Annotated in this window: 22 protein-coding genes; 10 read left to right on the top strand and 12 right to left on the bottom strand. The window is 59.0% G+C overall.

The annotated features are described in order from the left end of the window. The first annotated feature begins 29 nt into the window (after positions 1-29). Together dusA and tal are read left to right on the top strand one after the other, a co-directional pair. Positions 30-1,025 carry a tRNA dihydrouridine(20/20a) synthase DusA gene (dusA, locus tag GBC55_RS10420; RefSeq protein WP_162437390.1) on the top strand — a complete coding sequence of 332 codons (996 nt, stop codon included), beginning with the start codon at positions 30-32 and terminating at the stop codon, positions 1,023-1,025. 178 nt (positions 1,026-1,203) lie between these two features. After that, a complete protein-coding gene (tal, locus tag GBC55_RS10425) occupies positions 1,204-2,130 on the top strand; it encodes a transaldolase (RefSeq protein ID WP_162437391.1) in 927 nt (308 codons plus the stop codon). 207 nt (positions 2,131-2,337) lie between these two features. On the opposite strand, the gene rssC is transcribed toward tal, so the two are convergent. Both rssC and rssB read right to left on the bottom strand, forming a co-directional pair. After that, the gene (rssC, locus tag GBC55_RS10430) at positions 2,338-2,820 is read right to left on the bottom strand and encodes an anti-sigma factor antagonist RssC (RefSeq protein ID WP_123403442.1); all 483 of its coding nucleotides are present in this window, start codon (positions 2,818-2,820) and stop codon (positions 2,338-2,340) included. Next, the gene (gene rssB, locus GBC55_RS10435; RefSeq protein ID WP_162437392.1) at positions 2,817-4,001 is read right to left on the bottom strand and encodes a two-component system response regulator RssB; all 1,185 of its coding nucleotides are present in this window, start codon (positions 3,999-4,001) and stop codon (positions 2,817-2,819) included. Before rssB ends, rssC begins: the two co-directional genes overlap by 4 nt. Positions 4,002-4,275: 274 nt before the next feature. On the opposite strand from rssB, the gene GBC55_RS10440 reads away from it, so the two are divergent. Then, positions 4,276-4,575 carry a PilZ domain-containing protein gene (locus GBC55_RS10440; RefSeq protein ID WP_162437393.1) on the top strand — a complete coding sequence of 100 codons (300 nt, stop codon included), beginning with the start codon at positions 4,276-4,278 and terminating at the stop codon, positions 4,573-4,575. A 61-nt stretch (positions 4,576-4,636) separates the two neighbouring features. Here the strand turns inward: GBC55_RS10440 and GBC55_RS10445 are convergent, their stop codons facing one another. Continuing rightward, a complete protein-coding gene (locus tag GBC55_RS10445) occupies positions 4,637-5,326 on the bottom strand; it encodes a VacJ family lipoprotein (RefSeq protein WP_162437394.1) in 690 nt (229 codons plus the stop codon). 196 nt (positions 5,327-5,522) lie between these two features. On the opposite strand from GBC55_RS10445, the gene GBC55_RS10450 reads away from it, so the two are divergent. Both GBC55_RS10450 and GBC55_RS10455 read left to right on the top strand, forming a co-directional pair. Further along, positions 5,523-6,143, top strand: coding sequence for an HAD family phosphatase (locus GBC55_RS10450; protein ID WP_162437395.1), 621 nt, complete (start codon positions 5,523-5,525; stop codon positions 6,141-6,143). Positions 6,144-6,268: 125 nt separating this feature from the next. Continuing rightward, positions 6,269-6,532: a DUF4404 family protein gene (locus tag GBC55_RS10455; protein ID WP_162437396.1), complete on the top strand. Its 264-nt coding sequence runs from the start codon at positions 6,269-6,271 to the stop codon at positions 6,530-6,532. A 156-nt stretch (positions 6,533-6,688) separates the two neighbouring features. Here GBC55_RS10455 and queF read toward each other — a convergent pair whose 3' ends face one another. Beyond that, entirely contained in the window at positions 6,689-7,519 is an 831-nt protein-coding gene (queF, locus tag GBC55_RS10460; RefSeq protein WP_162437397.1) for an NADPH-dependent 7-cyano-7-deazaguanine reductase QueF, read from the bottom strand. A gap of 102 nt (positions 7,520-7,621) precedes the next feature. After that, a complete protein-coding gene (locus GBC55_RS10465; protein WP_162437398.1) occupies positions 7,622-8,149 on the bottom strand; it encodes a cupredoxin family protein in 528 nt (175 codons plus the stop codon). A gap of 155 nt (positions 8,150-8,304) precedes the next feature. Between GBC55_RS10465 and GBC55_RS10470 the strand changes: the two genes are divergently transcribed. Both GBC55_RS10470 and GBC55_RS10475 read left to right on the top strand, forming a co-directional pair. Further along, entirely contained in the window at positions 8,305-8,985 is a 681-nt protein-coding gene (locus GBC55_RS10470) for a heavy metal response regulator transcription factor (RefSeq protein WP_162437399.1), read from the top strand. After that, on the top strand, positions 8,985-10,334 hold the full coding sequence (locus GBC55_RS10475) for a heavy metal sensor histidine kinase (RefSeq protein WP_162437400.1): 1,350 nt from the start codon (positions 8,985-8,987) through the stop codon (positions 10,332-10,334). Before GBC55_RS10470 ends, GBC55_RS10475 begins: the two co-directional genes overlap by 1 nt. 273 nt (positions 10,335-10,607) lie before the next feature. Here the strand turns inward: GBC55_RS10475 and GBC55_RS10480 are convergent, their stop codons facing one another. The 3 genes from GBC55_RS10480 to GBC55_RS10490 form a co-directional block, all read right to left on the bottom strand. Continuing rightward, positions 10,608-11,852, bottom strand: coding sequence for a lipoprotein-releasing ABC transporter permease subunit (locus tag GBC55_RS10480; protein ID WP_162437401.1), 1,245 nt, complete (start codon positions 11,850-11,852; stop codon positions 10,608-10,610). Between the two features lie 66 nt (positions 11,853-11,918). Then, positions 11,919-12,602 (bottom strand): lipoprotein-releasing ABC transporter ATP-binding protein LolD, encoded by a 684-nt coding sequence (lolD, locus tag GBC55_RS10485; protein ID WP_178114293.1) that lies wholly within the window; start codon positions 12,600-12,602, stop codon positions 11,919-11,921. Between the two features lie 7 nt (positions 12,603-12,609). Beyond that, a complete protein-coding gene (locus GBC55_RS10490) occupies positions 12,610-13,860 on the bottom strand; it encodes a lipoprotein-releasing ABC transporter permease subunit (RefSeq protein ID WP_162437403.1) in 1,251 nt (416 codons plus the stop codon). Between the two features lie 94 nt (positions 13,861-13,954). On the opposite strand from GBC55_RS10490, the gene GBC55_RS10495 reads away from it, so the two are divergent. Together GBC55_RS10495 and GBC55_RS10500 are read left to right on the top strand one after the other, a co-directional pair. After that, the gene (locus tag GBC55_RS10495; RefSeq protein ID WP_162437404.1) at positions 13,955-14,536 is read left to right on the top strand and encodes a PilZ domain-containing protein; all 582 of its coding nucleotides are present in this window, start codon (positions 13,955-13,957) and stop codon (positions 14,534-14,536) included. Positions 14,537-14,550: 14 nt separating this feature from the next. Continuing rightward, positions 14,551-15,273 carry a glycerophosphodiester phosphodiesterase family protein gene (locus GBC55_RS10500; RefSeq protein ID WP_162437405.1) on the top strand — a complete coding sequence of 241 codons (723 nt, stop codon included), beginning with the start codon at positions 14,551-14,553 and terminating at the stop codon, positions 15,271-15,273. 42 nt (positions 15,274-15,315) lie between these two features. On the opposite strand, the gene sthA is transcribed toward GBC55_RS10500, so the two are convergent. Continuing rightward, complete coding sequence (gene sthA / locus GBC55_RS10505; RefSeq protein ID WP_162437406.1) at positions 15,316-16,710, bottom strand: Si-specific NAD(P)(+) transhydrogenase; 1,395 nt, start codon at positions 16,708-16,710, stop codon at positions 15,316-15,318. A gap of 200 nt (positions 16,711-16,910) precedes the next feature. Next, a complete protein-coding gene (locus GBC55_RS10510; protein ID WP_162437458.1) occupies positions 16,911-17,861 on the bottom strand; it encodes an FAD:protein FMN transferase in 951 nt (316 codons plus the stop codon). Between the two features lie 435 nt (positions 17,862-18,296). Here GBC55_RS10510 and GBC55_RS10515 point away from each other — a divergent pair, with 435 nt between their 5' ends. Further along, positions 18,297-19,595: an MFS transporter gene (locus GBC55_RS10515; RefSeq protein ID WP_162437407.1), complete on the top strand. Its 1,299-nt coding sequence runs from the start codon at positions 18,297-18,299 to the stop codon at positions 19,593-19,595. Positions 19,596-19,724: 129 nt separating this feature from the next. On the opposite strand, the gene GBC55_RS10520 is transcribed toward GBC55_RS10515, so the two are convergent. Continuing rightward, positions 19,725-21,164: an efflux transporter outer membrane subunit gene (locus GBC55_RS10520; protein ID WP_247266894.1), complete on the bottom strand. Its 1,440-nt coding sequence runs from the start codon at positions 21,162-21,164 to the stop codon at positions 19,725-19,727. A gap of 9 nt (positions 21,165-21,173) precedes the next feature. Next, the gene (locus GBC55_RS10525; RefSeq protein ID WP_162437408.1) at positions 21,174-23,324 is read right to left on the bottom strand and encodes a glycosyltransferase family 2 protein; all 2,151 of its coding nucleotides are present in this window, start codon (positions 23,322-23,324) and stop codon (positions 21,174-21,176) included.

Below are 23,324 nucleotides of genomic sequence, written 5' to 3' on the forward strand. Positions count from 1 at the left end.
TCCCAGCCTTACCGATTTCAGATCCCCCCATGCTCCCAATCACCGCTGCACCTGCGCCATTGTCCCGCCGCTTCTCCGTCGCACCCATGATGGACTGGACTGACCGCCATTGCCGCTTCTTCCTGCGCCTGCTCTCCAAGCACGCCCTCCTCTACACCGAGATGGTCACCACCGGCGCGTTGCTCAACGGCGATCACGAGCGTTTCCTGCGCCACAACGAGGCCGAGCACCCGCTTGCGCTGCAACTCGGTGGCAGTGTTCCGCTGGACCTGGCCGCGTGTGCGCGTATGGCTCAGGAGCATGGTTATGACGAGGTCAATCTGAACGTTGGCTGCCCGAGTGATCGGGTGCAGAACAATATGATTGGCGCGATGCTGATGGGGCATCCGCAGTTGGTGGCTGATTGTGTGAAGGCGATGCGCGATGCGGTGTCGATTCCGGTGACGGTGAAGCATCGCATCGGGATCAATGGACGGGACAGTTACGAGCAGTTATGTGATTTCGTTGGCACGGTGCGGGATGCCGGGTGTACGAGCTTTACGGTGCATGCGCGGATTGCGATTCTTGAGGGGCTTTCGCCGAAGGAGAATCGCGACATCCCCCCGCTGCGTTATGACGTGGCGGCGCGGTTGAAGACGGATTTTCCGGAGCTGGAGATTATTCTCAATGGCGGGATCAAGACGCTGGAAGCCTGTCATGAGCATTTGCAGACGTTCGACGGTGTGATGCTGGGTCGTGAGGCGTATCACAATCCTTATGTGATGGCCGAGGTGGATCAGCAGTTGTTCGGCAGCACGGCACCGGTGATCACTCGGGCCGAGGCGCTGGCGCAGTTCCGTCCTTATATAGCCGCGCATATCGATGCGGGTGGTTCGATGCACCATATCACCCGGCATGTGCTGGGGCTGGGCACCGGTTTTCCGGGTGCGCGCAAGTTTCGGCAGTTGTTGTCGGTGGATATTCACAAGGCCAAGGAGCCTTTGGCGTTGCTGGATCAGGCGGCGGAGTTGCTGGAGGGGCGTTAACGGTCGCCCGGGTTGAACCTGTTCACTGTTTCGGCATCGTATTTATCAACACCGCGCCCCACCTTTCAAACAGCTGTTTTCAGGTTGTTGCCGCTGGGGCCTTCGATAGGTACACGCGCCCTTGAGTGGCTGTCAGCGCTCGGGTAATGTCATCAAATCCAAAGGACAGAGCACACTCATGACTTCCAAGCTGGAACAACTCAAACAAATGACTACCGTGGTTGCCGATACCGGCGACTTCGAAGCGATCGCTCGCGTTAAACCGGTGGACGCCACCACCAACCCTTCCCTGTTGCTGAAAGCGGCGGCCATTTCCGGTTATGCCGAATTGCTGAACGCTTGCGTTCATGACTGCAAGGGCGATGTCGGCCTGGCCAGCGACCGTTTTGGCGTGGCCGTAGGTCAAGAGATTCTGAAGGTTGTACCAGGGCGCATTTCCACTGAAGTGGATGCGCGACTGTCGTTCGACACTGACGCCGTATTGAAGCGTGCGCACCGTCTGATCGAGCTGTACGACAAAGCCGGCATTGGCCGTGACCGTGTGCTGATCAAGATCGCGTCCACCTGGGAAGGCATCCGTGCTGCCGAGAAGCTGGAGCAGGAAGGCATTCAGACTAACCTGACGTTGCTGTTTTCGTTTGCCCAGGCAGCGGCCTGTGCCGATGCGGGTGTGTTCCTGATTTCGCCGTTTGTAGGCCGTATCTACGATTGGTACAAAAAGGCTAACGGCAATGACTACACCGGCGCGGATGATCCGGGCGTGCAGTCGGTGACGCGTATCTACAACTACTACAAAGCCAATGACTACAAGACTGTGGTGATGGGCGCGAGCTTCCGTAATCTGAATCAGATTGAGCAACTGGCCGGGTGCGATCGCCTGACCATCAGCCCGGAATTGCTGGAGAAACTGGCGGCGGACAACGGCAAGCTTGAGCGTAAACTGGCGCCGGGGCATGCCGGGGAAGCGCGTTTGAGTCTGAACGAAGCGCAGTTCCGCTGGTTGTCCAACGAAGATGCGATGGCGACAGAGAAACTGGCGGAAGGCATTCGCCAATTTGCCCGGGATCAGGAGAAGCTTGAGGCGCTGTTGCAAGCCAAGCTGTGATCTAGGACTAGGCAATGCAAAAAGGGCGAACCCTGGTGGGTTCGCCCTTTTTTGTGCGCTGGGATTGATGCGAGGTTCAGGCTAATTTGGTTTGCCAGGGGCTGTCTGACGCAACGCCATGAAGGGTTGGGGGCGCAACGCGCCCAGCGGGACGGTGCGACGATTCGACAAGCTCCCTCGCCACAGGGCAATGCGGTGCCTACCGTATCAATGCCGCTCTAGCGCGTTCACGAGGTCGTGGAAGGCTTCACGGTTGGAATCGTTGAGGCCCATCAGGATCTTGTGCGCTTCGAGCACCTTGATCCGTACGATCTCTTCGGACTGATCCTGGTCTGGCAAGTCGGTCAGGCATTCAGGGCATGGGATCGGGCGGTCAACGATGTTGAACACTTGCTCGAAGCCCATGGACTGCAGCAGACGCGTGATGTCTTCGTGGGTGGTCACGACGGTCGGCAGCAGGCCGACCTTTTGCCGCGACAGGATCGACAGTTTGGCCAGCAGGCCAAGGGTGGTGCTGTCGATGCTGCGGGTTTCGGTCAGGTCGATCACGATCGCGTTGAAATTCAACGCGGTGAAGATCCTCTCAATAGTCGCATCCAACGCCGAACATAGGGTCAGGCGAACTTCACCGACGAACTTCAGGACGAAGGTGCCGTCCTGCTCGGCGAACTGGATTCTACCGGTACTCATTGAAGATTCCTGCTCAACACCAACAGGGCGATATCATCCGGCATCTCCCCTAGCGTGGCCAATCCAAAAACCTGCCGCAACCCATCCAGGGTGCCGCCCGCAGCCTTGACCCGTTGGGGCAACGCCGCTTCTTTTTCTTTGAGTGTAGGCTCTGGCAGAAGGTCCAGAATGCCATCGGACATCAGCGTCAGGCTGAACGTCGGCGGCAGCTCCAGCACGTGGTCTTCGTAAGTGGCTTCATTGAAGAGGCCCACGGGCAGACCACGCCCTTCCAGATAACGAACACTGTCCGGCGTGTACAACACTGGCAACGGTAAATGACCACCGATGCTATAGGTCAACAAACCTGTCTCCTCGTCGATGACTCCACCGACCATTGTGACGTGTTTACCCAGCTTACAGCTGATCAGGCCTCGGTTGATATGACCAAGCACCTCTGAAGGCTTGAATTCGGGCAATGTACCGCTGCGCTTGGATTCGAACAGCAAACGCGTGGTCATGAACTTCAACAGCACGGTAACGAAGGCTGATGAAGCGCCGTGACCGGAAACGTCCGCCAGATAGAACGCTACACGGCGCTCGTCGACCCGAAAGTAGTCGACGAAATCACCCGAGAGGTACAGCGACGGGATGATCTGGTGGGCGAACTGGAAATCGTCGATTGTCCACGGGCTCACCGGCAGCATGTTCATCTGCACCTGGCGACCGGCGTTCTGGTCTTCCTGGAGCAGGTTCAGGCTGGCTTCGAGCTCGCGGTTGGCCTTCTCCAGCTTTTCACGATAGCGCTGGTTTTCCAGCAGCAGGCGCGCACGATCAAGAGCCCGGCGCACAGAGTGCTCGAGCACAGCCAGGTCTTCGAGAGGCTTGATCAGGTAGTCCGCCGCGCCCAGGCGCAGGGCCTCGACCGCGTCGTTCATCACGCCGGCGCCCGAAACCACGATCACCGGCGTTTGCGGCGAAAGCTCGGTGACCTGACGGATTAGTTCGAGTCCGCCCATCTGCGGCATGCGCAGATCGCAGATGACCAAGTCGGGCTTGTCTTGCTCGAATACCTGAAGACCTTGCTGACCATTGCTGGCCTGCAGGACGCTGAAACCACTGTCTTCCAAATAGGCGGCGAGGCTCGCGCGCACTACTTCGTCATCATCGATTATCAGCAGCGTGGCACTGGTTTTTGGCATGTGGGCAAACGGCGCCAGAATTAGGTTGGCGTAGCCGGCAGGTTTTCAACCTCACCGTACTACTGGATTCGCTTTCTAGCCTCTCTGTCGCACCGCTTTCAGGCATTTGCCCTACACACAGTTACACCAGAGGTGCCCTTCTAAGGCGCAGACGGTACTCCCATCCGCGGGGCGTTTCAAGCATACGGCGATGGTCGCTTGAGCTCTTTACTTGTCAAATGACCGGGAGTTATAAGAACTGTCAAAACCGTAACCCAATGGAAGGTTGAACCCCATGAGTCAAACCGATCGGGACTATAGCGAAAAACGCGATTTCATCCGCATGCGAGTGGATGCCGAGGTGGCGCTGATTCATGAGGGCGATGAGGTTCCAGCCGTCTGTATCGACCTTTCCAGCAGCGGCATGCAGGTTGAAGCGCCCCGCTTGTTTAAGGTCGGCGACCTGTTGAACGTGCGGATAGATTCAGAACATGCTGCGCTCAAGGGCCTTGAAGCCGACACCGAGGTGGTATGGGTCAAGGATCAGGACGGCGGGAGCCAGAAACTCGGGCTTACAATCTTGAAGATGAAATAACGGCGATTTCAAACGAAAGAAGGCGGCCTGATGGCCGCCTTCCTTGTTTTACCGGTCGAAATCAAAAATCGTCTTCGACCTGACCGTCCTTGACCCTGAATTCGCGGTTTTGCAGGTACGCATTGCGGATGAAGATGTACTTGTCGCCATTGATCAGCTTCTCGGCCGACAGCAAGCTCGCACGGGTATCGACAACATCCAGCGCCATGAACGAGTTACGCACTGGCACATCGTCCACGTAACGATAAGCGCCGACGTAGGAGTCAGCATACTTCGCTGGCGCATCGCGCAAGCTGCTCGGACCGTAGAGCGGCAGCATCAGGTACGGACCGCTCGGTACGCCCCAGTAGCCGAGGGTCTGGCCGAAGTCTTCGTCGTTGCGCTGCAGGCCCATTCGGGTGCCGACATCGATAAAGCCCAGCAAACCAAACGTGGTGTTGAAGATCAACCGCGCGGTATCAACACCCGCCGCGGCCGGCTTGGCTTGCAGCACGTCGTTGGCCAGGTTGCGAACATCACCGATGTTCCTGAAGAAGTTGTGAATACCGTCTTCAACGAACTGCGGCGTCACGTACTGGTAGCCCTGGGCCAAAGGCTTCAGCGCATAGGTGTCGAGCACATCGTTGAATTTGTAGATTGGACGGTTGATGCTTTCCAAAGGGTCATCTTCCGATGCTGCCTGAGCAACAAACGGAATCAGCAATACGCTGGAACACACACAAAGCTGAGCTAGAAGATTGCTCCAGCGCATAGAAAAACTCCTTGGATTGTACTGACGTGGGCTCACGGCCCAGACGTTAAGCTCGACAGTATAAGACGGAAACGCCGCTTTAGGCAGCATCGGCGTCCGCTGCTTTAGGGACAGTGGCGATGTCAGGCGATTCACTTGATTGTCACTCAACTGTCATCGGCGACGCATAGCCTCGTACTATTTCAGGGACGTTGATATGCCGCACGCCGAAGTCTTGCCCCTCGTTGCTCCGCGCCTGACCGCCGTTTTGTTTGGTCTCAGTGGTTGCCTGGTGGATTTCGGCGCCCGAACCCGTGAACGCCGCGACCTCTGCACCACTCACGCGGAACTGACTCCCGGCGCATTGGATAGCCTGCACAGCCTGCAGCGCCAACAGATTCCATGCGCATGGGTGGATGAATTGCCCCCTTCCCTCAGCCATTCCCTGGCCCTCGCACTGCCGGAATGGGTCAAACCGTCGAAACAAATCGAAACAAACAATCCATGGCCGGCGCCTCACGCCTGCTGGGAAGCGTTGATGTCGCTCAACGTTGATCGACTGGAGGGGTGTGTCCTGGTCAGCGGTGAACCACGCCTGCTGCAATCAGGCCTGAACGCCGGGTTGTGGACGATTGGCCTGGCGTCGTGCGGTTCGCTCTGCGGACTGGCACCCACTGAGTGGCAGGCATTGACGGCACAACAGCGGGAAATCAAACGTGGCAAAGCGACGGTTCAGCTGTTCGGCCTGGGCGTGCATTCAGTGATCGATCACCTGGGCGACCTCGATACCTGCCTGGCAGACATCAATCAGCGCCGACTCAAGGGCGAAAAGCCCTGAACGCCACCTCTTTGACATGAACACATGCAGCTTATACGCGAGTGGATTAATCTAGAGGCAAGCCATAGACCTTTGGCATGCTGCTGCGGTCTATGCCAGTGCCTATCGATAAAAGGAAGAACGCCATGCCTGCCCGCGAACTGCAAGAACAGCTCAATACTCTGCGCGAGCAATTGGAACAGAATCCGCCACTGTCCGAAGCCGAGCGCGAGAACCTCCACGATCTGATGCAACAGATCGAGCTGGAGATCGAGCTTGAGACCAAGACCCAGGATTCCAGCCTTGCCGACGGTGTAAACCTGGCGGTAGAACGCTTCGAACTCGAACACCCTGCCATTGCCGGCACGTTGCGCAACATCGTGCTGACCCTGGGCAATATCGGGATCTGAACCCGTTAAATGCAAAAAAGCCCCGCCAGTGATGGCGGGGCTTTTTGTTTTCAACGGCCGACAAAATGTTTTGAACTGCTCACCCTTTGTAGCAGGTGGCGAAGCCTGCGTTGAAGCCAAACGCAGGCTGCGCCAGCTGCTACATAAACAAGATCGTTACTGACGGACCAGACGATGGTTCGGCAGTTGCACCTCTTCAGTGCTGCGATACGGGTTGATGTCCAGCCCGCCGCGTCGTACGTAGCGCGCATACACCGTCAATTTCTCCGGTTTCAGCAGCCGCTGCAGATCAAGGAAGATCCGCTCGACGCACTGCTCATGGAAATCCGAGTGCTGGCGGAAACTCACGATGTATTCCAGCAAGCTCGCGTGATCCAGAGCCGCGCCGCGGTATTCCACAGTCACACTGCCCCAGTCCGGCTGGCTGGTCACCGGGCAGTTGGATTTGAGCAAATGGCTGTGCACGCTCTCTTCCACAATGCGTGAATCGTCACAACGCAACAGCTCCGGACGTGGGTGCTCGTAGTTGCTGACAGTGATATCCAGATCGTCGATGCACACGCCCGGCAATGCCACCACGCCTTCGGCTTCAACGTCTTTCAGGCTGCGGATGCGCACGCCGACGGGTTTGCCGGCAGCGGCGGACAAATCCTTGACCAGCGCAGCTTCGAGGCTCGAAGTATCGGCAAACGGTGTCTGATTCAGCGAATTGAGATACAGCTTGAACGACTTGGATTCGATGATATTCGGCGAATCCGCCGGGATGCTGAACTCGCCGATCGCGACGACGGGCTTACCCGATGGCAGCAACCAGGACAGCTCGAAGCAGTTCCAGAAATCCACACCTTTGTAAGGCAAGGTTTCTGCGGTCAGGCCCAGCTCGGCCCATTTCGCGGTGCGCGGAATCGGGAACAGCAGGGACGGTGTGTACGTGGCGATGTATTCGCTGGATTTGCCCAGCGGCGAGTGTTCGGCTGCGGGATGCATGGCGGAAACCTGACTGAAGAATCAGCCGATTCTAACAGCCTTTGCGCCCGCCTTTGAGTGCTGTTACAGAGGGTTTTCCTCTACACCGGTTTCCGCGGTGTTTTACTTAGCTGCGTCTACGGTCAACTTGCCGACCATGCCCGCCTGGTAATGGCCAGGAATATTGCAGGCAAATTCCAGGTTGGTGGCTTTGCTGAACGTCCAGGTCAACTCGGCGGTTTTGCCGGGCTCCACCAGTACGCTATTGGGGTCATCGTGCTTCATACCATGATCCATTTTGCCCATGGCGCCGTGGTCCATTTTCTTCATGCCTGTCGGCGTCAGCATGCCGCTTTGCTGCATTTGCAGCATTTCCTGTTGATGACGGGCATGCATCGCCGCGTCACCCAGGTTGAATTCGTGCAGCAGCTGACCTTTATTCACCAGCACAAAGCGCACCGTTTCCCCTGCCTTAACCTCGATGGCCTTGGGGTCGAACGACATATCGCCCATCACCACTTCAATGCTGCGCGTCGCCTTGGACGCTGGCGCCGGCTGACCGAAATCGTAAGAGTGCGCGGGCGCCGCCCATGTCGGCGTGCTCAGCGCCAACAGGCAGGCGCACAGCAGAAGAGGTTTGTGCAAAAACATAGTCATACTCCAACAAGATAAGGTTCAGCCTGCAGAAGACATTAAACTGCTGTCACTGGCTTGAACCTGACAGCCAGATTACAACTTTGTCAGGTTGGCCAGCATTCACGCTGCCCACGGTATAAAGCATTCGCTCCATTAGCCTCGAGTTATCCATGAAACTGCTGATCGTCGAAGACCAACTGAAAACCGGCCACTACTTGCGCCAGGGCTTGACCGAGGCCGGGTTCAACACCGAACTGGTGGCCGATGGCAGCACTGGTCAGCAGCTGGCATTGAGTGGCGATTACGCCCTGTTGATCCTCGACGTGATGCTGCCCGGTCGCGATGGCTGGCAGATCCTGCAAGCGGTCCGCGGTGCCGGACTGGATACGCCGGTACTGTTTCTGACCGCCCGTGACGCAGTGGAAGACCGGGTTCATGGTCTGGAGCTGGGAGCCGACGACTACCTCGTCAAACCGTTCGCCTTTTCCGAGCTCCTGGCCAGGGTCCGCAGCCTGTTGCGGCGCGGCAGTGCGCCGCCTCAGGACACCAGCCTGCAACTGGCTGACTTGCGCCTCGACCTCATCCGCCGCCGGGTCGAACGCAGCGGTCAGCGCATCGACCTGACAGCCAAGGAATTCGCCCTGCTGGAGATGCTGTTGCGCCGACAGGGCGAAGTGCTGCCCAAGTCATTGATCGCGTCCCAGGTCTGGGACATGAATTTCGACAGCGACACCAACGTCATCGAAGTGGCCATCCGCCGCTTGCGCCTGAAAGTCGATGATGAATTCCCCAACAAATTGATTCATACCGTACGCGGCATGGGTTACGTCCTTGAAGAGCGCCCCGCCTGATGCGTCGATTGTCCTTGAGCAGTCGCCTGGCGCTGTTGTTTGCCGCCTGCACGGCCGTGGTGTCGTTGTTCGCTGGCGTGTTGTTCAACCGTGCCAGCGAGGCGCACTTCATCGAACTTGATCAACAGTTGCTGGAGGGCAAGTTGATTGGCCTGCGCCGGTCGCTGCAGGACATTCAGTCCAGTACTAGCGAAGTCAAACTGGCAGATGAGTTGAGTCGACAGGCGGATCTGTATCTGCGGATCACGGGCAGCGATGGTCAGCGCTGGTACGACAGCTCGGCGCACCTGCCGGAGACACTTGCGCAGACACCAGGCCTGTCGACCCTCAAAGGTGATGGCACGGACTATCGAGTCCTGAACGCGCCACTCTACCCCGACAAACCCGATTCGCCGCAACTGACGCTGTTGCTGGACATCACTCATCACCAGCACTTTCTACAGCGCATGCAGCACTTGATCTGGTTGACTGTCGGACTCTCCGCATTGGCCACTGCGTTGCTCGGCGCCTGGGCGGCGCGTAGCGGGTTGCGACCATTGCGGCGCATGAGCGCGGTGGCTCGCGGGGTGTCGGCGCAATCGCTCAACGCGCGTTTGCCCGAAGAAAACATGCCACCAGAACTCGCGGAAATGGCCCACCACTTCAACGCCATGCTCGGGCGCCTGGACGACTCCTTTCAGCGACTCTCTGCGTTCTCCGCCGACATTGCCCATGAACTGCGCACGCCGCTGTCGAACCTGCTGACCCACACGCAAGTCACCCTCACCCGCCCACGTCCGATCGAGGACTATCGCGAGGCACTGCACAGCAACCTCGAAGAGCTGCAATGGATGGCGCAACTGGTCAACGACATGCTGTACCTGGCCAAGGCGGACCACGGGTTGTTGATGCCCAGTCGCGAACCGCTGAACCTGGCGGACGAGGTGGATGTGTTGCTGGAATTTTTTGCGCCTTTGGCCGATGACTCCCACGTGACGGTGAGCCGTGAGGGCACTGCACGCATGGTGGGCGATCGCAGCATGTTGCGGCGCGCGCTTTCCAACCTGCTGGATAACGCGTTGCGGTTCACGCCGGTCGATGGCGAAGTGCGGGTGCGGATCACTGATCAACCGCAAGGGTTGAGCCTGACCATTGAGAACACGGGCGACGAGGTTTCCGAGGCGTTGTTGCCGAGGTTGTTTGATCGTTTCTACCGGGCTGATCCGGCACGCCAGGAAGGCAGCAGTGAGCACGCGGGCTTGGGGCTGGCGATCACCCGTTCGATCATACGTGCCCATGGCGGGCAGATCTGGTGTGAATCGGAGAAGGGTTTGACGCGGTTTGTGATCGAGCTGCCAAGGGGAGATTGAGGCCAGCAGCGCCGGCCTCATCGCGAGCAAGCTCGGCTCCCACAGGGATCGAGTTGAGCCACAGATTCAGGGTCAACTCCAAAACCTGTAGGAGCCGAGCTTGCTCGCGATGGCGGTCTACCGGCTACGAAAAACGCAACGCGTGAGCCTGCTCAAAACCTGTGGGAGCCGAGCTTGCTCGCGATAGCGGTCTACCGGCTACGAAAAACGCAACGCGTGAGCCTGCTCGAAACCTGTGGGAGCCGAGCTTGCTCGCGATGGCGGACTGAAGTCTTACGAATACCGCAACGCGTGAGCCGGCTCGATCTTCGCCGCTCGCCAGGCCGGGTAAACCGTGGCCAGAAAACTCAGGACAAATCCCGCCGAGCAGATCAACAACACATCCCCGCCCTGCAGTTCCGAAGGCAGGTTACTGACAAAGTACACATCCGAACTGAAGATGTGCTGACCGCTCACCCGCTCCACCCAGCCCACCAGCTCACTGACGTTCAGCGCCGCAATCACGCCCAACACGCCGCCGATCAAGGTGCCGACGATCCCGATCACCGTGCCCTGCACCATGAAGATGGCCATGATCTGCCGAGGTGTGGCGCCAATGGTGCGCAGGATCGCAATGTCCGCGCCTTTGTCGTTCACCACCATGATCAGGGTGGCAATGATGTTGAACGCCGCCACGGCGACGATCATCAGCAACAGCAGGCCAATCATGGTTTTTTCCATCTTCATCGCGCTGAACAGACTGCCCTGGGTGTGGGTCCAGTCGTCAGCCCGATAATCAGCCCCCAAACCGGCGGCGATGTCGCCGGACACTTTCGGCGCGGCATACAGGTCCTTCACCGCCAGACGCACGCTTTGTACCTGATTCGGCTGCCAGTGTTGCATTTGCGCTGCATCGGCCACATGAATCAGTGCCATTGAACCGTCCAGCTCGGCGCCGACCTTGAACACACCGACCACGTTCAGGCGCTGCATTCGCGGAGTAATACCGCCTGGAGCAGTGCTGACTTCCGGCACGATCAGGGTGATCTTGTCGCCGACGTTCAAGCGGAAACGCCGCGCGGTAATCTCGCCGATCACCACGCCGAACTCACCGGGCTTCAAGTCATCCAGACGTCCCTGGACGATGTGCTGGGCAACGATCGACACCTTGCCTTCCAACGCCGGGTCGACGCCGCTGACCTGGATCGGCTGCATCGTGCCCTTATAGGACAGCATGCCTTCCATCTCGGTGAACGGCACGGCAGCGGTGACTTCGGGATTTTTCATCGCCGCCGCGGCAACCGGTTGCCAATCATCAATAGGATTGACGCCGACGATCGTCGCATGAGGCACCATGCCGAGGATCCGCGAGCTCATCTCGCGCTGAAATCCGTTCATCACCGACAGCACCACAATCATCGCCAACACGCCGAGGGCGAGGCCGATCATCGAGGTCATCGAGATGAAGGAAACAAAGCGATTGCGACGCTTGGCGCGGGTATAGCGTGCGCCGATAAAGATCGATAACGGTCTGAACATTCGCTTGGGCACCGTATAAAAATAAAAGACCCGACGCACTGTTCAGTGACGTCGGTCTTGGGCCAGTCAGATGGCGGTCAGGCAACCTTCCTGCAAATGCAGGACGCGATCCATCTGGCGGGCCAGGTTCATGTCGTGAGTCACCACCAGGAACGCCGTGCGCATCGAGGTGCTGAGCTCCAGCATCAAGTCCTGAATGCCCTGGGCAGTGTGGGAGTCGAGGTTGCCGGTCGGCTCGTCGAGCATCACCAGGCCCGGATTGTTCACCAGGGCGCGGGCAATCGCCACGCGCTGGCGTTCGCCACCGGACAATTCGGACGGTTTGTGCTCCAGGCGATGGCCCAGCCCTACCCGCTCCAGCAACGCCGTCGCGCGTTTACGCGCTTCCGGGATCGCCGTCTTGCCGATCAGCAACGGCATGCAGACGTTTTCCAGCGCGGTGAATTCCGGCAGCAGATGGTGAAACTGGTACACGAACCCCAAGGACCGGTTACGCAGCAGACCGCGATTCTTCTCGCTCAGTGCCGACAGCTCTTCGCCGTCCAGCCACACACTGCCCTTGGTCGGCGTGTCGAGGCCGCCCAACAGGTTCAGCAAGGTACTTTTGCCCGAACCCGAAGTGCCGACAATCGCCACACGCTCGCCCGGGTGCAACTCCAGTTGCAGGCCGGCCAGAACCTCCACCGATTCCGGGCCTTCCTCGTAGGACTTGCCCAGGTTGCGGCAGCTCAGGATTGCTTTTTCACTCATGCCCAACTCACTCATAACGTAGCGCCTCCGCAGGCTGGGTGCGCGCGGCACGCCAGGCTGGATACAGGGTGGCGAGGAAACTCAGGACCAACGCGGCGGCGCAGACCATCAACACGTCCTGGCTCTGCACTTGCGACGGCAGGTAATCAATAAAGTACACGTCGGCGTTCAGGAACTTGTGCCCGATCAGCCCTTCGAGGGCCGAGATTGCGGCGCTGACGTTCAGGGCGGCAAAGATCCCGACCACGGCGCCAATCGCTGTGCCGACCACGCCGATGACCGTGCCCTGCACCATGAACGTGCGCATGATCGTGCCCGGCGTAGCACCCAAGGTACGCAGAATCGCAATGTCGCCTTTCTTGTCATTCACCACCATCACCAGCGTGGAAATGATGTTGAACGCCGCCACGGCAACAATCAGCAGCAACAGCAGGCCGATCATGGCTTTCTCCATGCGGATCGCCTGATACAGATTGCCGTGGGTACGGGTCCAGTCGCGAGCGTAGAAATGGTCCTGGCCCAACTGCTGGGCGATGTTCCACGCGGTGCGCGGAGCCTGGAACAGGTCATCGAACTTGAGGCGGATGCCCTGTACCTGATCCGGTTTCCAGCGGTGCAGCCTGGCCAGATCCTGCAGGTTGGTGACGCCGAGGTAACCGTCAATCTCACCGGCGCCAACGTGGAAAATGCCCACCACGGTGAAGCGTTTCATGCGCGGAAACATCCCGGCCGGGGTGACGGTGACTTCCGGGGCGACAAATGTCAGCTTGTCGCCAATGGCCGCACCGAGCTTGGCAGCAGCCTTGTCACCGATGACGATGCCGAAACTGCCCGGCGTCAGGTCGTCGAGTTTGCCCTGCAGCATGAACTTGTCGATGATCGAGACCTGTCGCTCCAGTGCTGGATCGATCGCATTGAGCAGGACCTTGGAGACTTTGCCGTTATTGGTCAGCAAACCCTGCATTTGAGTAAACGGCGCTACCGCCGTCACCTGCGGGTTCTGTTTGACTTTGTCAGCCAGGCTTTGCCAGTCGTTGATCGGCTCACCGGACTCGATGGTCGCGTGGGGCACCATGCCCAGCACGCGGGTGCGCATCTCATGATCGAAGCCATTCATGACCGACAGAACGACAATCATCACGACTACGCCCAGGGCGAGCCCGATCATCGAGGTCAGGGAAATGAATGACACAAAATGATTGCGACGCTTTGCACGGGTATAACGCGTGCCAATAAATACGAAGAGAGGTCTGAACATGTCGGGGCTTGTTCGGAGGGAAAAGGAACGTCCTTGTGGCGGGGGTCGATAACCAGCTTTACACTCAGACCACCGCCGCTACCATGGGTTCGCCATGTCGACATTAGATGAAGAAGATCGCCGCGAATACTACCGTATCGAGGACATGATCGCACTGGAAATTCGGCCCCTGTCCGCTGCCGAGGCCGCAGGCCAGGAAGTGTTGCAGGATGCTTCTCCACTCTTCAACTTGCTCAGCGAATTGCACCTGAGCGAATTCGAGTCGCAGCACCTGTTGCGCCAGATCAGCGAGCGGGACCGCAACCTCGCGGCGTTCCTGAAATCCCAGAACAAACGCATCGATTTGCTCAGCCAGGTGATCGCGGTCACCGTGCTTGGCCAGATCGGCGAGCCACAACCCGTGATCATCTCCGAAGGTGGCATCGACTTTCAGCACCCTACCCCGATTGCCGCCGGCGCACACCTGTCGATCAAGCTGGTGCTGATGCCTCAAGCACTCGGCCTGTTGCTGCGCGCTCGCGTCACCCATTGTGATCCCAAGGGCGACGCCTACGACATCGGCACCGAATTCCAGATCCCGACCGACGCCCAGCGCCAACTGCTGGCCCGCTACATCTTGCAAAAGCAGGCCCAGGAACGACGTCTGGCCCGCGAACAAAACGAATCAGGCCTCTAATTTAAGGAAGAACCGTGACCCTCATCTACGGCCATCGCGGCGCCAAAGGCGAAGCACCGGAAAACACCCTGACCAGCTTTCAGCAATGCCTCAAGCACGGCGTGCGCCGTTGCGAGCTGGACTTGCACCTGTCCAAGGACGGCGAACTGATGGTCATCCACGACCCGACCCTCAAGCGCACCACCGACCGGCGCGGCAAGGTCGTCGAGCATTCGGCGGCCGAGCTTTCGACCTACGACGCGCGCAAGGGCGGCCCGGGCTGGATCAAGCCATGCCCGATTCCAACGCTGGAAGAACTGTTCGAGAAGTGTGATTTCGAGCACTGGCAACTGGAAGTGAAAAGCGCTTCACGCACCCGCGCAGCAACTACCGTGCTGGCGATTCGCGAAATGGCGCAACGTCACGGCCTGCTCGACAAAGTGACTATCACTTCGAGCTCCCGTGAAGTATTGAAAGCCGCGCTGGACCTGGTACCGGATGTTTCTCGCGGACTGGTGGCCGAATACGCCTGGCTCGACCCATTGAAGGTCGCACAAAGCTATGGCTGTGAAATTCTGGCGCTGAACTGGACCCTGTGTACGCCGGAACGCCTGCAGAAGGCGCAGCGTCAAGGGCTGCATGTGTCGGTGTGGACAGTCAACGAGCCCGCGCTAATGCGCAGACTCGCCGACTTCGGCGTTGACAGCCTGATTACAGACTTTCCCGGTTTGGCCAGCGCCACGCTCGAGAATTGCTGAAATCGGTCTCCCCGGCCGGCTCAGGCCACCGGCCGGAGCCGCTCAAAAAAGCCGGTTGAGGCCATCGTACGCCGCTACCCGATAGGCTTCGGCCATGGTCGGGTAGTTGAACGTGGTGTTCACAAAGTACTTCAGCGTATTCAAGTCACCCGGCTGGCTCATGATCGCCTGACCGATGTGCACGATCTCCGACGCCTGATAACCGAAGCAGTGAACGCCCAGCACTTCCAGCGTCTCGCGATGGAACAGGATCTTCAGCATGCCTTGAGGCTCGCCGGCAATCTGAGCACGCGCCATGCTCTTGAAGAACGCCTTGCCCACTTCGTACGGCACCTTGGCCTGGGTCAGCTCCTGCTCGTTCTTGCCGATCGAGCTGATTTCCGGAATGGTGTAGATGCCGGTTGGCACGTCATTCACAAAGCGCCAGCTGTTGTTATCCACGATGGTGCCAGCGGCCGAACGCCCCTGGTCATGCGCGGCACTGGCCAGGCTTGGCCAGCCGATCACGTCACCGGCGCCATAGATATTCGGCTTGCAGGTACGGTAGGTCTCGTCCACTTCGATCTGGCCACGGCTGTTGACCTTCACGCCGATGTTTTCCAGACCCAACTGGTCGGTGTTACCGGTACGGCCGTTGCACCAGAGCAAGGCATCGGCCTTGATCTTCTTGCCGGACTTGAGGTGCAGGATCACACCGTTGTCCACACCTTCGACGCGGTCGTAGTCTTCGTTGTGGCGAACCGTGATGTTGTTGTTGCTGAAGTGGTAGCTCAGGGCCTGGGAAATTTCCGAATCCAGGAAGCTCAGCAACTGACCGCGGTTGTCCACCAGCTCGACCAGCACACCCAGACCACTGAAGATCGAGGCGTACTCGCAACCGATCACGCCGGCGCCGTAAACGATGAGTTTACGCGGGGTGTGACCGAGGCTGAGGATGGTGTCGCTATCGTAGATACGCGGGTGGTGGAAATCGATGTCCGCCGGGCGATACGGGCGCGAACCGGTGGCGATGATGATGTGCTTGGCCACCAGCTTTTCGACGACGCCATTGGCGCAGACCACTTCGATGGTCTGCTCGTCGGCAAAACTGCCGGTGCCGAAGAACACGTCGACGCGGTTTCGGGCGTAGTAGCCAGTGCGCGAAGCGACTTGCTTGGAGATGACTTTTTCAGCGCTTTTCAGCACGTCCGGGAACGAGAACCAGCGCGGCTCACCAATGGCCCGGAACATCGGGTTGGTGTTGAACTGCATGATCTGCCGGACCGAGTGACGCAGTGCCTTGGACGGGATGGTGCCCAGGTGGGTGCAGTTGCCGCCGACCTGGCGACGGCTATCGACCATTGCCACCTTGCGCCCTGCTTTGGCGGCGTTCATTGCCGCGCCTTCTCCTGCCGGGCCAGAACCCAGCACCACCACGTCGTAGTTGTAGACAGCCATGCGTACTCCTCAGAACAGGCCGCGGCGCCATCGGCACCTGCGGCTAAATCACGCCGATCTGCGGCGTGAAGGAACAATTTGGGGTCAATGCAAAACCCGGACACAGTCTATAGAAGCGTCAACGCCGCGCACATTAACCCTTGGTCGCGTCGTAGGCTACTTTTGCCTGCACTACAACGCCAGTTTTCAATCCTCGCGACTCAGTGATCACTCGGTTTTCCAGTGCTCAACCGTTCGAAAGCCTGATTGGTTCGTGTGACGAAACCGCTGTCGGTGCGAATCACAAAAAATGCGCCGATGTCGTGTTTTTCGGCGTAGTCCCACCCGCGCACGGGTCCGAGAATCAGCAGCAGCGTCGATAAGCCATCGGCCATCATGGCCGAAGGATCAATCACCGTGACGGACGCCAGGGTGTGGGATACCGGCGCGCCAGTACGAGCATCGAAGGTGTGGGAATACCGCTTGCCGTCTTTCTCGAAATAATGACGGTAGTCGCCTGAGGTGGACACTCCATACCCGTCGATATTGATTATTCGCTGGGCGACTCGCTGATCGTCGCGGGGCTCCTCCAGCGCGATACGCCAGGGTGAGCCATCGAGTTTCCTGCCCGCCGCCTTCAGCTCCCCGGTGGCTTCGGCGAGGTAATTGTGGATGCCCATCGCCTCAAGCTTTGCGGCGATCCGGTCAACGGCGTAACCGGCGGCGATGCTGTTGAAGTCGACTTCCACCGCAGCGTCCTTGCACAGTTGATCACGCTCGATGCGCAGGTGTTGGTAGCCGATTCGCTGGCGTACTTGCGCCAGCGCTTGGGCGTCGGGGACCTTTTCCTCACGCGCCTGGGGACCGAAACCCCAGAGATTGAGCAGCGGCTCCACCGTCAAGTCGTAGGAACCTTCGCTTTGTTCCGACAGTTGTTCACCGACGCGGATCAACTTGAGGACCGGCGCAGGCATGTGCTGACAGCGGTTAGCGGGCAGATCGTTGAAGCGTTCGATGTCGGAATCACTGCGGTAGGTGGACATCTGCTGATCGACTTCAGCGAGGATTTTCTCGACCTGGACCTGCACGTCTGCCGAAGAAGGAAGACCGTCCTGGCGCAGGTATTTGATCGAATACGTACTGCCCATGGTCGGGCCGCTGAAGCTTTCCATGGAATCGCCGTTGCCGCAGCCGGACAACACTATGATCAGGCTCAAAAGTCCGCACTGCTGCCATTTCGACAATTGAAGCTCCCTCTGACACACCACTGAAGCCAGCCATTATGCGATAGAAACTGTTGGAGTGAGCCTGCTCGCGAAGCGGCGTGTCAGCCGACATCGATATCAACTGAACGACCGCTATCGCGAGCAGGCTCACTCCCACACTGGATCTAAGTCGTTGCTGATTATTTATTCACTGAAGTGCGCAATTCATGCCGCGTAATGGCAATAACGTTTAAGCAGCAAGCTAACTAGTTGTTGCCTAACGATCTATATACACATATCGTTACAAAACTGTTCGCCCAAGGAGCCTGGCTTCCTGAAAGCGCCGAGGACGCCTCTAGAACAAGGATTTCCAACCAGCCAGCCAATAGTGAGTACGTACAAATGTCCTCGAATACGGGCAAAGGCAAGGCGATTTTTCGCGTTGTCAGCGGCAACTTCCTCGAGATGTTCGACTTCATGGTCTATGGCTTTTACGCCACGGCCATCGCCAAAACCTTCTTCCCCGCCGACAGCGCTTTCGCATCGCTGATGTTGTCCCTCGCCACCTTCGGCGCCGGTTTCCTGATGCGTCCGCTGGGCGCCATTTTCCTGGGTGCCTACATCGACCGTCATGGCCGTCGTAAAGGTTTGATCATCACACTGGCCATGATGGCGGCCGGCACGGTGCTGATCGCCTGCGTGCCGGGATACGCCACATTAGGCGTGGCGGCGCCGCTGCTCGTGCTGTTTGGGCGCCTGCTGCAAGGTTTCTCGGCCGGTGTCGAGCTCGGCGGCGTGTCGGTGTACCTCGCCGAGATTTCCACGCCGGGGCGCAAAGGCTTCTTTGTCAGCTGGCAGTCCGCCAGCCAGCAAGCGGCCGTGGTCTTTGCCGGTTTGCTGGGGGTGGGCTTGAACCACTGGCTCAGCCCGGAAGAAATGGGTGACTGGGGCTGGCGCGTGCCGTTCCTGATTGGTTGCATGATCGTGCCGGTGATCTTCGTGATCCGCCGTTCGCTGGAAGAGACCCCCGAGTTCCAGGCGCGCAAACATCGCCCTACCCTGCAGGAAATCATCCGCTCGATCGGTCAGAATTTCGGCATCGTCATCGCCGGCATGGCGCTGGTGGTAATGACCACCGTGTCGTTCTACCTGATCACGGCCTACACGCCGACCTTCGGCAAAGCCGAACTGCATTTGTCGGACCTGGACGCATTGCTGGTGACGGTGTGCATTGGCCTGTCGAATTTCTTCTGGTTGCCGGTGATGGGGGCTGTGTCGGACAAGGTCGGGCGAAAACCCTTACTCCTGGCGGCGACGATTCTCGCGATTTTCACTGCGTACCCTGCCCTGTCGTGGCTGGTGGCAAACCCGAGCTTCAGTCATTTGCTGATCGTCGAGTTGTGGCTGTCGTTCCTGTACGGCTCGTACAACGGCGCGATGGTCGTGGCGCTGACCGAAATCATGCCGGTGGAAGTTCGTACGACCGGCTTCTCTTTGGCCTACAGCCTGGCCACCGCGACCTTCGGTGGCTTCACGCCGGCGGCCTGCACGTACCTGATTCATGTCCTGGATAACAAGGCGGCGCCGGGAATCTGGCTCACGGGCGCGGCGGTGATGGGACTGATCGCGACGCTGGTGCTGTTCCGTGGTAACCGGCACGAACTGCGGACAGCGCAGGCGGCGGTGGTTGGCGGCGCCTGACCAATCGCCATCGTCGGAATGCCGCCCAGACCAGGCCTGCTCCCACAGGTTCGTGCGCGATTTCAAAATTAGCGCATAACCTGTAGGAGTGAGCCTGCTCGCGATGAGGCCCGAAAACTCACCGCAAACTCACCGCTCCGCCACCTTCAACGAACGACTCCACCCCCCGCCCAACGCCTTGTACAACGTCACCTGGTTAATCTCCCGCGCCAACTCAAGCTGTGCCCATTTCTGCTGCGCATCAAACAACGAACGCTGCGCATCCATGGTCGAGAAATAGCTGTCGAGCCCCGCCTCGAAACGCAGGCGCGACTGGCGATACGCCTCTTGATAATCCCCCACCAGTCTTTTCTGGAACGCCACCTGAGTGAGCATTTCCTGCCGCGCATTCAAGGCATCGGCCGCTTCACGAAACGCATTCTGCACCGTGGCTTCATACGCCGCCGTTCGACCGTCGAACCGCGCATGACTGGCATCCACTTGCGCCCGCCGCGCACCGCCGTCAATCAACGGCAACGACCCCGCCAACGCCACCGACCAGAATTCCGCTGGGCCACTGAGCAACCGCGAAAAATCGCCAGTCAGGCTGCCCAACGCCGAGGTCAGCGAAAACGTTGGAAAGTACGCACTGCGAGCGGCGCCGATATCAGCGTTGGCGGCTCGCAACTGGGCTTCGGCTGACATGATGTCCGGCCGGCGCTCGACCAGTGACGACGGCAAACCCGCCGGAACGTCAAGCGTTGCCAACTGTTCGCCCAGCACACCCGTGGGCAACAAACCCACCGGCACCGGCTGCCCCACCAGCACCCGCAAGGCATTGCTGTTCTGCGCCACTTGCATGCGGTAGGTGTTGACCTGCACTGCGGCGGTATTCGTTTGCGCATCCGCCTGGTGAACGTCAATGCGCGCACTGGACCCGAGATTGAAACTTTTACGCAACAGCTGTCCGTACTTGTCCTGGGACTGGTAAGTGTTCTGTGCAAGATCAAGCAGATGCTGATTGGCCTTGAGACTCAACCAGGTGCTGGCAACTTCGCCAATCAATGCCAGGCGCGCCGTCTGGTAATCCGCTTCGGACGCCTCGAAACGCGCCCCGGCGGCGTTGCGCTGACTGCGGATACGACCAAACAGATCAAGCTCGTAGGACGTGAACCCACCCGTCGCCTGAAACGTGTTGGCGATGCTGCCGGCGCTGTCACCGCCTCCCGGCGTACGCACCAACGGCGGTAATTTGCTGCGTCCCGCATAGGTGTCGATGCCAATCGTAGGAAAAAGTCCCGACTGCGCACTGTCGTACCCGGCCCGCGCTTCTTCGACGCTGGCTGCGAATTGTCGCAAGCTGCGGTTGTTGGTCAGCGCCATTTCGATCAGTTGACGCAGACGATCATCGACCACAAAACCGTGCCAATCCTGGTCGAACGCCTGCTTGCCCGCGCAACACTCACCCGCTGTGTTCGCTGGCCACTGCTGGTCGATGGGCGCATCGGGCTTCTCGTAAGTCGGCTCCAGGGAACAGCCACCGAGCAATAACAACATGAAACATGAAGTGGGCAAGTACCTGTTCATCATGGCGCGCACCTACAAGCGTTGGCCGAGCAAAGCTCGCAAGGGAGAAAGAAGCAAAGACCACAAACCTGAACGTCCGACACTGATGTGCGGCAGTGCCGGTTCCCGCGAACGCACACGCACCGGACGCCACCTTGGCAATGGCGAGTAGGACGGAACCTTGTCCTGCGCAGGCAAACGCGACTTCGTACGCTTATCTCCAAGTAATGACCGACGCAGCAACGTACCGAACGCCAGCGCAGGCTCAGCCTTGCTCACCACATTGATCGTCGCGTCGCTGAACAGGCGCGCAATCAGTTGCCGGCGCAGCGGTTCATCGAGGTCGAGAAACCTCAAGCCCAACTGATCGTCGTCGTGATTGCGCATCACCTCGACGTCGAGCCAGCCCAGTTTGTCGATCCACAATTGGCCGCACAGCCCGGGTTTGATCGAGGACGCGAAGGCGCATTTCAATGACGTGCCGCTGAGGGAGATATCCACCAAGCGCCCGGGCAGGACTTTGCCGCCGAAGCGAAACCCGGTGGGCTTGTCGAACGGGAAGCGCTCTTCACCGTGCAACCGTGGGCGGTCGACGCACGCCACCAGCGTCGCCAGGTTGTACACCAGCGCGACCACCGTCCAGCAAAGGTTGAACAGCATGTTGCCGTCGAACGAAGCCGCTGTGCTGATGGCGATGTACGCGCCGATCTGTGAAAACAGCGTCAGGGCAAAAAAGAAGCCGAAGAGCTTCCAGTGGACCATTGTTTTCGTCCGGTCGAGCCCTTTCGCGGTGACTTTGAAGGGACGTCCAAAGGGCCGGATCATGGCGCTGGCAATGGTGGCCGTGACCGCCAGCGAGGCGACGATCTGGGTGACCTCGGTGAAAATCGGCAAGGTGCGCCGATCCGTGACCCAGGTGCCGTATCCCCAGAACGCGATCAATGCCGGCATGCCGAACGCAAGGAAATCCACTGGGTTGGCGTAGAACCCGGCAATGCCGAAGTACCAATACAACACCGGGGACACCAGCATCATCAAAATGAACGGCTTGGAAAACCAATGCATCAGCCCGTGGATATAGTGCAACCGGTCATTGAGCGTGTAGCCGCTGCCCCGCAACGGGCCGTCCTTGAGCAGCGCCACCTGGATGGTGCCGAGGCACCAACGCCCACGCTGATTGATGTACTCGGTCAAACCTTCGGCAGACAAACCGATCGACAGACGCTCATTCAGCCAGCGCGTGACGTAACCTTTTTGCAGCAATCGATACGTCGTGTAGATGTCTTCGCAGACCGAGCCTGTGGGAAAACCGCCAATCTCGTTGATCAAATCCCGTCGCACGACGAAAGACGTACCGACGCAAAACGCCGCGTCCCACCCATCTTTCGCCGGCTGGTAGACGTCGAAGAACACCCGCTGCTCATCGACCCAGCAGGCCGAAGTGCCGAGGTTGTGCTGGATTGGATCGGGGTTGTAATAGAACTGCGGCGTCTGTACGAGGCCGACTTTCGGGTCGTCGAACAGCCCGAGCGTGCGCAACAGAATCGGTTGCTGCGGGGCAAAGTCGGCGTCGAGGACCAGAATGTATGGCGCGTTGCTGCCTAGCGCCGATTGACGCAGACCGTTGTTCAGATTGCCCGCCTTGGCGAAGGAGTTGTCCGGGCGTCGCGCGTATTGCACGCCTACCTCGGCACAGTAATCGCGCAACCAGTCGCGACGCGTGTCGTCGAGCACCCAAATAGTGAAGTTGGGGTAGTCGATGGCCTGGGCGGCAATAATGGTTTTTTCGAGGATCTCCAGGCCTTCGTTGTAGGTGGCGATAAACACGTCCACCGCGGGCACATTCGCCCCCCTGGCGCGCAACCCTCGCTCGCCGGCGTCCGCGTCCTTGCTGTGATCCGATCGACAGAGCATCACGACAATGGAGAACAGCGTGTAACCGATCGCCAGCATTTCAAAAAACAGAAAGGCGTACGCCCACACCGTTGCGAAGCCCGAGTGGCTGTCGGGCAAGGTGTCGCGAATCCGCCAGGCAGCGTAGTTGAGCAACAACAACGCGGTGACGGCACCGAAACCTGCCCGCGCCGCCCATTGGTCCCGATGCGTCAAGCAGGTGAACAGAATCACCGCCGCCAGTGTCCAGAAATTGATTTGCAGCAGTTGCAGCGAGTCCAGTGCCTGCAT

Source organism: Pseudomonas sp. TNT3, assembly GCF_010095445.2.
GTDB lineage: Bacteria > Pseudomonadota > Gammaproteobacteria > Pseudomonadales > Pseudomonadaceae > Aquipseudomonas.

What these genes read in the sequence shown, in the direction of transcription:
- dusA (WP_162437390.1), top strand. Translation starts at nt 30, where the DNA reads ATGCTCCCAATCACCGCTGCACCTGCGCCATTGTCCCGCCGCTTCTCC.
- tal (WP_162437391.1), top strand. Translation starts at nt 1,204, where the DNA reads ATGACTTCCAAGCTGGAACAACTCAAACAAATGACTACCGTGGTTGCC.
- rssC (WP_123403442.1), bottom strand. Translation starts at nt 2,820, where the DNA reads ATGAGTACCGGTAGAATCCAGTTCGCCGAGCAGGACGGCACCTTCGTC.
- rssB (WP_162437392.1), bottom strand. Translation starts at nt 4,001, where the DNA reads ATGCCAAAAACCAGTGCCACGCTGCTGATAATCGATGATGACGAAGTA.
- GBC55_RS10440 (WP_162437393.1), top strand. Translation starts at nt 4,276, where the DNA reads ATGAGTCAAACCGATCGGGACTATAGCGAAAAACGCGATTTCATCCGC.
- GBC55_RS10445 (WP_162437394.1), bottom strand. Translation starts at nt 5,326, where the DNA reads ATGCGCTGGAGCAATCTTCTAGCTCAGCTTTGTGTGTGTTCCAGCGTA.
- GBC55_RS10450 (WP_162437395.1), top strand. Translation starts at nt 5,523, where the DNA reads ATGCCGCACGCCGAAGTCTTGCCCCTCGTTGCTCCGCGCCTGACCGCC.
- GBC55_RS10455 (WP_162437396.1), top strand. Translation starts at nt 6,269, where the DNA reads ATGCCTGCCCGCGAACTGCAAGAACAGCTCAATACTCTGCGCGAGCAA.
- queF (WP_162437397.1), bottom strand. Translation starts at nt 7,519, where the DNA reads ATGCATCCCGCAGCCGAACACTCGCCGCTGGGCAAATCCAGCGAATAC.
- GBC55_RS10465 (WP_162437398.1), bottom strand. Translation starts at nt 8,149, where the DNA reads ATGTTTTTGCACAAACCTCTTCTGCTGTGCGCCTGCCTGTTGGCGCTG.
- GBC55_RS10470 (WP_162437399.1), top strand. Translation starts at nt 8,305, where the DNA reads ATGAAACTGCTGATCGTCGAAGACCAACTGAAAACCGGCCACTACTTG.
- GBC55_RS10475 (WP_162437400.1), top strand. Translation starts at nt 8,985, where the DNA reads ATGCGTCGATTGTCCTTGAGCAGTCGCCTGGCGCTGTTGTTTGCCGCC.
- GBC55_RS10480 (WP_162437401.1), bottom strand. Translation starts at nt 11,852, where the DNA reads ATGTTCAGACCGTTATCGATCTTTATCGGCGCACGCTATACCCGCGCC.
- lolD (WP_178114293.1), bottom strand. Translation starts at nt 12,602, where the DNA reads ATGAGTGAAAAAGCAATCCTGAGCTGCCGCAACCTGGGCAAGTCCTAC.
- GBC55_RS10490 (WP_162437403.1), bottom strand. Translation starts at nt 13,860, where the DNA reads ATGTTCAGACCTCTCTTCGTATTTATTGGCACGCGTTATACCCGTGCA.
- GBC55_RS10495 (WP_162437404.1), top strand. Translation starts at nt 13,955, where the DNA reads ATGTCGACATTAGATGAAGAAGATCGCCGCGAATACTACCGTATCGAG.
- sthA (WP_162437406.1), bottom strand. Translation starts at nt 16,710, where the DNA reads ATGGCTGTCTACAACTACGACGTGGTGGTGCTGGGTTCTGGCCCGGCA.
- GBC55_RS10510 (WP_162437458.1), bottom strand. Translation starts at nt 17,861, where the DNA reads ATGGAAAGCTTCAGCGGCCCGACCATGGGCAGTACGTATTCGATCAAA.
- GBC55_RS10515 (WP_162437407.1), top strand. Translation starts at nt 18,297, where the DNA reads ATGTCCTCGAATACGGGCAAAGGCAAGGCGATTTTTCGCGTTGTCAGC.
- GBC55_RS10520 (WP_247266894.1), bottom strand. Translation starts at nt 21,164, where the DNA reads ATGATGAACAGGTACTTGCCCACTTCATGTTTCATGTTGTTATTGCTC.
- GBC55_RS10525 (WP_162437408.1), bottom strand. Translation starts at nt 23,324, where the DNA reads ATGCAGGCACTGGACTCGCTGCAACTGCTGCAAATCAATTTCTGGACA.